Here is a 13,006-nt window from a genome sequence, read left to right as displayed (position 1 = left end):
TAACTCTTAAGATGCCCATTTTTAAAGGGCTTATCAATTAAAAATTATGTATAACATAATTAAGAGGTGTTAAAATTGCGAATGTAGCTTATTTGTATAGGTGTAAATTATCAAATTCGTAAAAAGGCTTTCTAATTTTAGGACTGCAAACTGTTCTAAAAATGAAAAACTGCATACGTATTTTAGTATTTCTCTGTATGGGCCATTTTTTAATGGCACAGAGCACTACGGTAACCGGAACTGTACTTGATTCCGAAACCCAAGAACCTTTACCTGGTGTAAATGTTGTTATAAAGAATAGCAATACTGGAACCACTACGGATTTTGATGGAAAATTTGTACTTGCCAATGTCAATGAAAATGATGTCCTAGTCTTTTCGTACATCAGTTTTGTAACTAAAGAGGTAAGGTATACGGGGCAAACAAACCTTGCAATTAACCTACAGCCAGATGTGGCGGCATTAGATGAGGTAGTAGTTATAGGTTATGGTACACAGGTAAAGAAAGAAATTACAGGAGCGGTAGCCGTTGTGGGTTCAGAGACTATAGAAGAACTAAACCCAACTAGGATAGAACAAGCACTACAAGGACAAGTTGCTGGGGTAAATATTACGGCAGAATCAGGGTCTCCTGGTAGTGGTAGTAATATTAGAATTAGGGGTATTTCTACAAATGGTGACAACCGTCCTTTAATTCTTGTGGATGGTAACGTAATTGAAGATTTAAGTGTTTTAAATCCTGGTGACATAGAAAGCATCAACGTTTTAAAAGATGCTACAGCTGGTATTTACGGCGTGAGGGCGGCCAATGGGGTGGTATTGATTACCACAAAAACGGGTAGTAAAAATTCGCCCTTAAAATTTAGTTATGATGCTTACGGAGGTTTTCAACAAACATCACGCAAAATTCCGGTGTTGAATGCAACAGAATATGCGTTGTTGGTGAACGAAGCTTTTGCCGCTGGTGGTAGCGCAATACCTTTTACAGACCTTAGTAATTTGGGTACGGGAACCGATTGGCAGAACGAGGTTTTTCAAAATGCACCCATATTCAATCATAACCTTACGGTAAATGGTGGTAGCGAAAAATCCAGATATTCTTTTGGGGCTTCGCTATTAACCCAAGACGGTATTGTTGGCGGTAGCAAGGCCAATTTTAAACGGTATACCACACGTTTAAATTACGACACGGATTTACTAGAAAATCTTAAGTTGACAACCAATTTAATTTACACGGGAACCGAGCGCAAAACCCTTTCAGAAAATGGTATTGGTTCTGTGCTGTTTAATGCTTTGAACAATGCGCCTACCTTTGCGGTTAGGGATGCTAATGGGGCTTTTACACTTGCAGAAGGTTTAGGCAATGAAGTAATAAATCCGCTTGCCCAAATAGAAAATTCCTTTAATAGTACAGATGTAGACCGTATAAGTGGTAAGATAGGATTAGCGTATGATTTTTGGGATAACTTGTCTGCCAATTCTAGTATTCAATTCAACTATGCGGAAGTACAAGGCCGTTTCTTTACGCCAACCATCTTTTATGGCGCGGGTAAAGTGTTCAACAATACAGGCAGAAATACGTTGACGGTAAATAAGGATATTTTTAAAGATTACACCTGGGATAATTACATCACGTATAGCAACACTTTTAACCAAGACCATAAAGTTCAGTTTACCTTAGGTTCGTCGGTTTTTGTGACCAAGGGCCAGTTTTCTGGGGGTACGCAAGGCTTTTTTGAGTCGCCTGTAAATTTCGCGGAAGCAGATATTGCCAATGCGGTAGACTTGCAGAACGGATTAAAGGATAGCGGCCTCAGCGGCAAGTTTGATGAACGCTTATTGTCTTACTTTACCCGTGTACAGTATGATTACAAAGGCAAATATTTATTTTCTGGTGTATTAAGAAGAGATGGTTCTACCAAATTTGGACCTGAGAATCGGTTTGGGTATTTTCCTTCGGGTTCTTTGGGGTGGATAGTTTCCGAAGAAAATTTCTTAGCCAACAATGCATTTGTAAACTTCCTGAAATTTAGGGGTAGTTATGGTATTCTAGGAAACGACCGTATTCCGGGTAATGCCTTTAGGTCTATTCTTAATGGAGAAGGTGCTTATGTTTTTGATGGGCAATTGGTTTTTGGCCAAGCGGTAGGGGTGCTTTCTAATCCAGAAATTCAATGGGAAGAACAGAAGACCCTAGATATTGGGGTAGACCTACGGTTGTTAGATAGCCGCGTGGATATTACGGCAGATTACTTTAAAAAGACCACAGAAGGGTTGTTGTTACAACCTCAGGTTTCGGGTATATTAGGAGCCAGTGCTCCAGGAGCCCAAGCGCCCGTAGTAAACGGTGGTACGGTAGAAAACTCAGGGTTTGAATTCGCTATTGGGTATAGTCCTGTACGCCAAGAAGATTTTTCTATCGACCTAAATTACAACGTTACTTTTTTAAATAATGAAGTGACCGAGGTGAACAATGAAGCCGGTTTTTTACAAGGCGGTTCTTTTGGTATTGGTCAAGACCCACCTGCCCGTATGAAAGCGGGTAAACCTATCGGTTATTTTTACGGTCTAGAAACAGATGGGATATTTCAAAATGTTGATGAGGTATCCGCGCATGCCACACAGCCCAATGCCGCTCCTGGCGATATTAGATTCGTAGACCAAAATAATGACGGAATCATCGATGCTAATGATAGGGTAGATATTGGAAACCCAATTCCGGATGCTACAATGGGCTTTAACCTTTCTATCAACTACAAACAATTTGATTTTGGAGCCTACGCTTTCGCTTCGGTAGGTAATGATATTGTACGTAATTACGAGCGCAATCAACCATTAGTAAATAAATCGGTTTATGCTATAGATAGATGGGTAGGTGAAGGTACGTCTAATACTACGCCTAGACTAACCACAGGAGCAACTTCCAACACCTTATTTTCAGATTATTTTGTCGAAGATGGTTCTTTTGTACGCTTACAAAATGCTCAGGTAGGGTATACCTTTCCACAGGCGTTTATGGACCGTTTTGGGGCAGATAAATTACGCTTGTACGTATCTGCGAACAATATTTTCACCTTTACGGAATACCGCGGGTACGATCCAAGTGCCTCTTCGGGCTCGCCAATTGGCGCCGGTATAGACCAAGGATTTTATCCCGTGCCACGTACATTTTTATTAGGTGTCAATCTCAACTTTTAATCGCATGAAAAATCAATATAAAATACAGATGAAATCGAGCCTAAGTTTTTACAGTTTGCTGTGCCTATTGTTTTTGTCTCTGGCATGTACGGACGACTTTATAGAGGTAGATTCTTTTGATGAAGATTCCGAGAACTTCTTTAATTCAGAAGAGGATTATGAAAGCGCACTTATTGCGGCATATGATATTTTACAGTCTACCTACATCAACGTTATGCTGGGAGAAATAGCTTCTAACAACACCTTGGCAGGTGGCGAGAGCGCAACAGATGTACCTGGAATACAGGAAATAGATGATATGGTGCATACGCCTGTAAATCAGCAATTACGAGACATTTGGAGCTGGATGTTCGCTGGGGTTAATAGGGCAAACTACATATTGGAATTTAAAGATAAGACCGATTTTGCCAACAAAGACATTGTATTGGCCGAAGCAACTTTTCTGCGTGCCTACTATTATTTTGAATTGGTAAAATGGTTTGGAGACGTGCCTTTAGCGGTAGACCAAAGATTATTATTTGGTGCCCAAAACGAAGTAGAGCGCACGCCTAAAGCGGAGGTTTACGCTCAAATTGAACAAGATTTAATATTTGCAAGCGAAACCTTACCTGCCACGCAAACACAAGTAGGCCGTGCCACACAAGGAGCTGCCTTGGCTTTATTGGGTAAGGTGTACTTGTATCAGGATAAATTTACAGAAGCGGCTACTGCCTTAGAGACATTAATTAATACGAATAATTACAGCCTTTTAGAAACGTACGACCAGTTGTTTGAGAATGATTTTGAAAACAATGTAGAATCCGTCTTTGAGGTACAGTACACAGATGTAGAAGGAGCTGGTTTTGGTTGTTTGCAATGTAGCGAGGGTAATGTTGCTGTTGGCTTTAATGGTATCCGTAATTACTCAGGACCGGTGTTTGAGTCAGGTTTTAGCTTTAATGTACCCACAGCGGAGGTTTATAATTTGTTTGACCCAGCAGACTTGCGTAGAGATGTGGCCATATTAGATATAGAGGCTTGGGCAGCGGCCAATAGCGATGTAAGTTTTGTAGAGGGCTTTGAACATACCGGTTACTACAATAGAAAGTATTTGGCTCGCCAAGGCGATTTGAACACAGGTGATGCCAACCTAACCAACCCGAATAATTATAGGGCTATACGCTATGCAGATGTATTGCTAATGGCGGCAGAAGCATTGCAACGTGGCGGCATAGATGAGGGCAGGGCACAAGGCTATTTAAATGAGGTACGTGAGCGGGCAGGCTTAGACCCCATAACGGTAACAGGTCCAGATTTACTAGAAGCTATTTATTTGGATAGACGATTAGAACTAGTGGGAGAGGGGCACCATTTCTTTGATTTGGTGCGTACGGGCAGAGCAGCAACTGCCATAGATGGCTTTACAAGTGGTAAGCACGAAGTATTTCCTATTCCATCCATAGAAATTGAATTAGCAGGTAACCGATGGGCACAAAACCCAGGATATTAATAAAACTAAAACTGAACAGCATGAAAACCATAAACAGAATAATAACCCTATTTGTTTTAGTAGCAGGTATTGTAGCCTGCGAACAAACAGACGAGACTTCTTTTGTTTTACAAGAGGTTTCCGCACCAACTAAAGTAAATGCGGTGTTTGATATTGCCAATGACGATACGGGTACAGTTTCCGTAACACCAACGGCAGAAGGTGCTTCTTCTTTTGAAGTATATTTTGGAGATGTCACAGACGAAACGCCTACTACGGTAAGTCCGGGTGAAACTATTAGTCATGTTTACGCAGAGGGCGAATACACTTTACGGGTAGTTGCCATAGGTGCTACCGGATTAACTAGTGAACTGAGCCGCGTGGTTACCATTTCCTTTACACCACCCACAGAACTGGCCATTGCGGTAGCGGTATCTACTACCAATCCGTTTATGGTAACGGTGACTCCAACAGCGGAAAATGCCACGGTATATGATGTGTATTTTGGCGATGAAGAAGATGGTGCGGAGCCCACAACAATTATGGATGGCGAATCTGCGGAGCATACTTATGCAGAAATAGGCGATTACACTATAAAAGTGGTAGCCAGAGGTGCAGGTGCCGCAACCATAGAAGCTACGGAAACGGTTAGTATTGCAGGGGCCACAGACCCAATTGTATTACCTATAGATTTTGAATCGGCTACGATAAACTACGCGTTCGAGAGTTTTGGTAATGCAGGTGCTGGGGTAATAGATAACCCAGACGCTTCCGGTATCAATACATCGGCCAAAGTAGGTCAGTTGGTGAAACCCGAAGGCGCAGAAGTATGGGCTGGTACATTCTTAACGTTGGGTGCCCCTATAGATTTAACCCAAAGTACCACGTTCCAAGTAAGCGTTTGGTCTCCAAAAAGTGGAGCTACGGTGCGTTTAAAATTAGAGAATGCAACAAATCCAGACGTATTTGCAGAACTAGATGCAGTTACAACTACTGCCAATGCTTGGGAAAATTTAGTATTCGACTTCGGAGGGATAGATACTACAACAGAACTACAGAAAGTAGTCTTGTTTTTTGATTTTGGTAATGCTGGTGATGGAGCGGAGTATTATTTTGACACTATTAGCCAAGTAACGGCTGCTGCAGCATTGCCGCAATTACCACTAGATTTTGAAGCAGGTTTGGCGTATGAATGGGTAGGGTTTGGAGCGGCAGATTTTGGACCAATTCCAGCTGCCGTAATTTCAAATCCAGATATGTCTGGTATCAATACTAGCGCCAATGTGGTAGAAATTACCAAAACCGCAGGGGCGCAAGTCTGGGCGGGAGCTAGCTTACAATTAGAGGGGGCAATAGATTTTACATCTGGTACAACGGCTTTAGTAAAAGTATGGTCTCCACGTGCGGGGACACCAATTTTATTTAAGATAGAAGATACTTCGTCTACGCCAGATAACAATGGCAACCCTTCTGTTTTTGTAGAGGTTACCGCAACCACTACAACGGCAATGGCCTGGGAAGAGTTGGCGTTCGATTTAACTTCGGCGGCAGCCTTTGATACCAATATTAGTTATGACCGTGTAATCCTGTTCCCAGATTTTGGTTCCGCAGGCAGTGACGAGGCTTTTTACTTTGATGATATTATGCTAGGTACAGGTGGCGGTAACACTGGTGGTACTGCAGAGCCTATGATGGCTGCACCAACGCCAAATGAAGATGCAGCATCGGTAATTTCCTTATTTAGCGATGCCTATACGGATGTAACGGTAGATACGTGGCGTACAGATTGGTCGCAAGCAGATTTTGAAGATGTGATGGTTTCAGGTAACGCGACAAAAAAATACAGCAACCTCAGTTTTGTGGGTATAGAAACGGTAGCAAACCAAATAGATGTTACTGGCATGACGCATTTTCGTACAGATGTTTGGACGGCAGATGCCACGGAAATCCGTGTTAAATTAGTTGATTTTGGCGCTGATGGTGGCTTTGATGGCGGAGATGATACAGAGCACGAAATAGTTATTGCGAATCCCGCACAGAACGAATGGATTAGTTTGGATATTCCCTTATCGGATTTCACGGGATTAACTAGCAAATCCAACATAGCACAACTCATTTATTCGGGCAACCCAACCGGTGCTTCAACGCTATTTTTAGATAACATCTATTTCTATTCCGCAGCAGCGGCTAGCACGGAACCTACAGCAGCGGCACCTACGCCAACAGTAGCTTCTTCCAATGTAATTTCATTGTATAGCGATGCGTATACGGATGTAACGGTAGATACGTGGCGTACAGATTGGTCTCAAGCAGATTTTGAGGATGTAATGGTTGCAGGTAATGCCACAAAAAAATATAGCAACCTCAATTTTGTAGGGATTGAAACGATTGCCAACCAGATAGATGCAACTAGTATGACCCATTTTCATTTAGACGTTTGGACGGCAGATGCTACGGAAATTCGCATTAAACTAGTTGACTTTGGCGCTGATGGTGGCTTTGATGGTGGGGATGATACGGAGCACGAAATAGTTGTTGCAAATCCTGCGCAGAACCAATGGTTAAGTTTAGATATACCCTTATCCGATTTTACAGGACTTACCAATAGGGATAAGATTTCTCAGTTAATTCTATCCGGTAACCCTTCTGGGGCCATGACCCTTTATGTGGACAACATTTATTTTCATAACTAGTAGAAACACATCACTATGAAAAGCATAAAAACATTAAGTTACCTTTTGGGCTTGCTTTGCTTGGTATTGGCTTGCCAAGAAGAAGAACCAGAATTACAAGCCTTGGTAACGCCTACAAATTTGGTATTGACCACTAATGTAGCAGAAGACCAGTCTGGCTTTGTTACGGTTACGCCAACCGCGGAAAATGCCCTGTATTATCATGTATTTTTTAATCCAGGAGCAGAACCAAGTGTGGTTTCGGCAGGGGAGACGGCAAGCTTTAGATATACCCGTTCAGGGGAGTACCAACAACCAATAACCGCTGTAGCTTTTGGCCGTGGCGGATTAAGTTCTAGCGTTACAGTGCTGGTAGATTTAAATGTGCGCTTAAAAATAGCTGAAGCAACTTTAGGATTATTGGCAGGTGGTGATGGTTCTACGGCTAGCAGTAAAAGATGGGTATGGGACCGGACCGTTGGCGGGCACTTTGGTGTAGGCCCTTTAACTAATGATTTTCCTGAGTTTTTTAGTGCAGGCCCTAATCAATTAAACAGTTGTTTGTATGATGATGTCTTAACTTTTGAGCACGATGGCAACGATAATTATACCTATTCTTTAGATGCTGGAGCGGATAATCTAGTATTTATCAACTGGACAGAGGTAAACCGTTTTTTCCCAGATGCTACGCCCCAACAATTTGCGGACGAGTGTAGGGATATTACGGATCAAGTGCCCTTTACCACCAATTATGCGGTAATAGAGAATACGGATGGTACACAAACCTTGGATGTGGGTAGTAGTTTTTTAAGTTACTGGGCTGTGATTCCTGGGCAATATCAAATTTTGGAGTTATCAGAAAACCGTTTGGCGGTACGCGGTATTAGTCAACCCTTTAACGGAGACGACCCGCTGGCTTGGTATGCGGTTTTTGTACCCGAAACGATGACAGATACGGGTAGCGAAATGCTAGAAACCCAATATGATACCTTGGTTTGGTCAGATGAGTTTGATGTAGACGGAGCGCCCAATCCAGTTAATTGGACGTATGACTTAGGTACGGGAGATAATGGTTGGGGAAATAACGAATTGCAATCCTACACAGATGCTACTGAAAATGTACGAGTAGCCAATGATGTATTACAGATAACAGCTAGAGCAACGGGTAGTACCGGTGCGGAGGTCTATTATTTTGATGATGTAGCGGTTGCCGATGATGCAGGAACCGTAACGCAAACCGTCTCGGATTTTGAAGGAACGGCTCCGGAATTTACCGATTTTGAAGGTGCCAGCGCTACGGTTGTAACCAATCCAGATACAAATGGGAATGCTTCGGGCAATGTGGTACAATTCACCAAAAATCCTGGTGCAGCTTTCTTTGCAGGAAGTTTTTATGAAGTAAGCACACCAATAGATTTATCCGTCAATAAAAACATCAAACTAAAAACATGGTCGCCCAAGATAGGTGCGGTAGTGCGAGTTAAATTGGAGAACGCAGCCAATACAGATGAGTTTTATGAAGCCGATGCTACTACCACGGTGAACAATGCGTGGGAAGAATTAACGTTTTATTTTTCTGCCGCTGGTAATTTTAACTATAACCGCATTGTAGTATTTTTTGATTTTGGCGAAGAAGGCCCCGCTGCATCTGGGTATACCTCTGCAAGAATAAAAACCGAAGGGTTACAAGAGTTTACCTATGGTAGGGTAGCGGCTAGGGCAAAACTGCCAACAGGTGGTGGTACATGGCCTGCCATTTGGATGCTAGGTGCAGATTACCAAACCAACCCTTGGCCAGCAGCAGGAGAAATTGATATTATGGAACATGTAGGCAACCAACAAGATATTATATTTGGTTCTACGCATGACCAAAATAATTCTGCCGGTAATGCCAGAACGGGGTCTACTTTGGTGCCAGGCGTATCAGACGATTTTCATATTTATGAGGTAGAATGGACCAGTACGGAAATTCAATTTGCCGTAGATGGGGTAGTGTATCACACGGTGAGCAACGATGGTAGTTTGCCCTTTAACAAAGATTTTTTCTTGATACTTAACGTGGCCATGGGCGGTACGTTTGGCGGGGAAGTAGATGCAGAATTTACGGAATCTACCATGGAAGTGGACTATATACGCGTATATCAATAAAAGAAGAAATAACCTATGAAGTTTTTTAATTGGATGCCTGTTTTGGTATTAACTGGTGTATTGGCTAGTTGTACTGGCCCCAAAGAACGCTTGGTTTGGTCAGAAGAGTTTAGCGGTACAACCTTGGACGAAACCTATTGGAATTTTGAATTGGGAGACGGTTGCCCAGAATTATGTGGATGGGGTAATAATGAACCCCAACACTATACCAAAACCAATCATGAGTTGGTAGACGGCCAATTGCATATAAAGATTAAAAAAGAAGATTCGCTCTATACCTCTACGCGAATAACTACAGAGAATAAGTTCGATTTTAAGTACGGTAGGGTAGAAGCCCGTGCAAAATTACCTGTAGGTAAAGGCATTTGGCCAGCCATTTGGATGTTGGGTGCCAACCATAGAGAAGTAGGTTGGCCGGCATGTGGAGAGATAGATATTTTAGAATATGTAGGCAGGGAACCGCATATGGTTTTTACCAGTTTACACACACCCGATAGTCATGGCGAAACAATAAATACCAAGATAACTAGAATAGAAAATATAGAAGAAGGTTTCCATGTGTATGAGGCAGAATGGACCGAAGAAAAAATAGCCTTTTCTGTAGATGGGGAGGTGTTGTATACGTTCAATCCCACCCCAAAAAATAAAGAAACTTGGCCTTTTGACCAGCCTTTTTACCTTATTGTAAATTCTGCCATAGGCGGCAAATTTGGCGGCTATGATATTGATGATAGTGTACTGCCTCAAGAGTTTATTATAGATTACATACGCGTATATCAGTAGTTAGTTTTTAGTTAATATTGCCACCCTAATTTATCTTTTAACGTAGTTAATAAGATGGGTTGGGGTGGTTTAGTTTATGACCACACTCAAATTCTTATTTGATTACATTTAGGTCTGAGCTTCCGGTTTTTCTAGTAGTCACTGTTCTGAATAAGATTTATGTTTATCTTTAGCATAAAGTAGATATATCCGTCATATGACGGATATTCAATTGTTGTAACACATTTTGAAGAAACTTATTTACATACTACTTACCATATGCATTTTAAGCTGCAAAGAATCCCCTGATAAAGAAATTATAAAGACGGACTCAAGACAACTTATTGTATATGATTATGACACAATAGTGAGGAATAATAAATATCGACTGACCACAAAGGAAAGAGACAACGTAATTGCTTATGAATATTTAAATTTAGTGGACTCAACTAAAAGTATGGATTTTCGTTTTGTTAAACGCACCAATAAGCTACACTTTGGCCCAGTTGAATTTGAACTTAAAGAAAGTAATAAAATCCAGACGGCCTTCAAATTTGACAGATACGAAACTGAACCGATTCCCGATTCAATGGGTTCCGTTTTGTTTAATAAAGATTACGGAATATTGGCATTCGATAATGGTTGGGGAATGCAATTTCATTATCTGACGAACGATAATATGAAAGAGTTTGACTTGCCAATGTTTTATAAAATAGCAGACTTGGAGGAATAAAAAAACGTGTTACAACAAAGCCTAAACGTAATGCGGATTTATGGGCAATACCGAATGGTCTCTGTATATTTATAATGTCGCTAAATCTTATGGATTTAGCTTTTGAACAAAAAAAGAAAAAGCAAAACAACAAGCTTTAGCTACGTCGACAGACGGAAACGAAAGGTTTCCTTGCCTCCGCACTACGCTTAGCCAAACCGTTGTGTGTCATGGAATAAGACTGACAGGATAATAAAACATTTAACAAAGAAATTAATACCAATGATTGGATTTGATTTTATAATCTCAAAAATATTTAAGGGTAAAGAGCATGAAGAATATTTTTCACTAATTGATAATCTACCTCCAATTTTTAAGGTATTTGCAATAAATTTTGATTGGACAGAAAAGGCTACTTCGACAAGTCTTTATTTTTTACCATATCTAAGAGGGGGTGAGATTGAACTAAATGGTTGGAATTACAAGGATGTATTTTCAAAACCTATAATAGAAAATGACCCATGGATGGCGGAGAATGGATTCATCTGTATAGCAACGAGTAATAAAGGTATTTTTGTTGGAACAAAAGGTGAATACAAGGATAAGATTTTTTCGACAGAAAATACATTAGATAATAGTATTATTGAAATTGCTGACAATATTTTTGAATTTGTAAGAGGCTTGACTGATAGTATTTCATTGGTCGCTGAATCACCAGAGGAATATAGAGAATTTATGTTAGAGCTTGGATTTGAAGGTGAAGAATTGGATGATGAAGTTGCAGAATGGGTTAATTGGAAAAAAAACCATAATAAATAAAAACAACGACCACACAACAAGGCATATATTTCATAGCGGGTTAGGAAGGTGTTTGTAAGACGGTGGTCAATTGCAACCCCGCCATTCCGCAGCAAAGTCCTTGTATGGAATGAAATTACAAGTCATTCCTGCGGAATGGCTACGAAGAATAATTAAAATTTAGTATCTTGAAGTTCCCGCTACGGAAATATATGCGGAGCGTTATAAATAACCCGCACTTAAAGAAGTAGAGTTTGGTCTGCTACCTTCCTCTTTTTGCTTTTAGCGTGCTAGTCGGACGCAACAATGCGCTAGTCGAACGTTTATCAGAAAAGCAAAAAACTGCTTTCTTTTATCGCTTAGGTCTGTCCAAAGTCACAGGTTTGGGTCTTAAAGTAGATTGTGGCTTGTTACTTTCCTTTTTGCCGCCAGTGCACAAGGGTTACGCAAGGTGGGCGGGGACGGAACGATTAATGCGGCAAAATTTTGAGACATCAATTTTACTGCCGTGCCATGGGTTTGTTCTGCCCTGCAGGCAATTTATAACAAGATGTATAGCTAATTGCGGTCGAATTTCCAGACGGAAATTCAACCGTAATTGCCTATATTTATTCCCAACCGTGTGGTAAGCGCTCTTTTGGGCGCAACTCGCCATACATTTAACGTTAGCCACCATAGCTTTAATTGCATATGACTTGGGAAGAATATATTGACCTGCAAAAAAGAGTCTGCCAAAAAGCTGGGTCTCACTTTAATCCAATTGACAAAAAATCAATGATTGGAGTCTCAAAAGACTTAAATCAATTCCCACTAAATGGATTAAGACATCCTAATCATGGGAATATGTGCGGATGGTATATATGGAGCGGAGAATGGTCCAATAAATCAGATTTCTTTAAACCGCTGTGTGCTGAGCATCTAATTGAACAGAAGCCAGAAATAATCCAATATTTGGCCTTAGACATAGGATTTAGATTTCTATCGAGTCAAGATAATTACGAGGATATTTGGTTTGACGAGAATATTACCATCCTATAAAAACGTTGGCTAACACCGGGTATAGCTCATGCCACCGCTATACCTCAAAATTTATTTCCTCCTGTAATCAAATAAATTTTTCGGTAACTTACTCGTAACCGGGAGGTGGCACGAAGCCATAGGCATCGTCCTGAAATAGGTTGACTAAAAAAGTTATCATATTTAGCAATCTATGGAAGAATCAAAAAAACCACCCTGTCGAAAAAAGAAG

At 40.9% G+C, this 13,006-nt stretch carries 8 protein-coding genes; all 8 read left to right on the top strand.

Features of this window, described 5'->3' with window-relative positions; translation table 11 throughout:
- Positions 1 to 161 precede the first annotated feature (161 nt).
- Positions 162 to 3,197, top strand: a complete 3,036-nt coding sequence (locus tag FBT53_RS10230; protein WP_169630352.1) for a TonB-dependent receptor — start codon at positions 162 to 164, stop codon at positions 3,195 to 3,197.
- Positions 3,198 to 3,201: 4 nt separating this feature from the next.
- Positions 3,202 to 4,686, top strand: coding sequence for a RagB/SusD family nutrient uptake outer membrane protein (locus FBT53_RS10225; RefSeq protein WP_136951090.1), 1,485 nt, complete (start codon positions 3,202 to 3,204; stop codon positions 4,684 to 4,686).
- Between the two features lie 20 nt (positions 4,687 to 4,706).
- Positions 4,707 to 7,358, top strand: coding sequence for a hypothetical protein (locus tag FBT53_RS10220; RefSeq protein ID WP_136951089.1), 2,652 nt, complete (start codon positions 4,707 to 4,709; stop codon positions 7,356 to 7,358).
- A 15-nt stretch (positions 7,359 to 7,373) separates the two neighbouring features.
- Complete coding sequence (locus tag FBT53_RS16290) at positions 7,374 to 9,485, top strand: family 16 glycosylhydrolase (RefSeq protein ID WP_240729815.1); 2,112 nt, start codon at positions 7,374 to 7,376, stop codon at positions 9,483 to 9,485.
- A gap of 15 nt (positions 9,486 to 9,500) precedes the next feature.
- The gene (locus FBT53_RS10210; protein WP_240729814.1) at positions 9,501 to 10,268 is read left to right on the top strand and encodes a family 16 glycosylhydrolase; all 768 of its coding nucleotides are present in this window, start codon (positions 9,501 to 9,503) and stop codon (positions 10,266 to 10,268) included.
- Positions 10,269 to 10,494: 226 nt separating this feature from the next.
- Positions 10,495 to 10,980: a hypothetical protein gene (locus FBT53_RS10205; protein WP_136951088.1), complete on the top strand. Its 486-nt coding sequence runs from the start codon at positions 10,495 to 10,497 to the stop codon at positions 10,978 to 10,980.
- 261 nt (positions 10,981 to 11,241) lie between these two features.
- Positions 11,242 to 11,778: a hypothetical protein gene (locus FBT53_RS10200; protein ID WP_136951087.1), complete on the top strand. Its 537-nt coding sequence runs from the start codon at positions 11,242 to 11,244 to the stop codon at positions 11,776 to 11,778.
- A gap of 753 nt (positions 11,779 to 12,531) precedes the next feature.
- Positions 12,532 to 12,795, top strand: coding sequence for a hypothetical protein (locus tag FBT53_RS10195; RefSeq protein ID WP_136951086.1), 264 nt, complete (start codon positions 12,532 to 12,534; stop codon positions 12,793 to 12,795).
- Positions 12,796 to 13,006 lie beyond the last annotated feature (211 nt).

The organism is Flavobacterium sp. ASW18X, from assembly GCF_005144745.1.
Lineage (GTDB): Bacteria > Bacteroidota > Bacteroidia > Flavobacteriales > Flavobacteriaceae > Croceivirga.
Note: the sequence above shows the minus strand (reverse complement) of the source record. Positions and strands in the feature narration are given on the sequence as shown.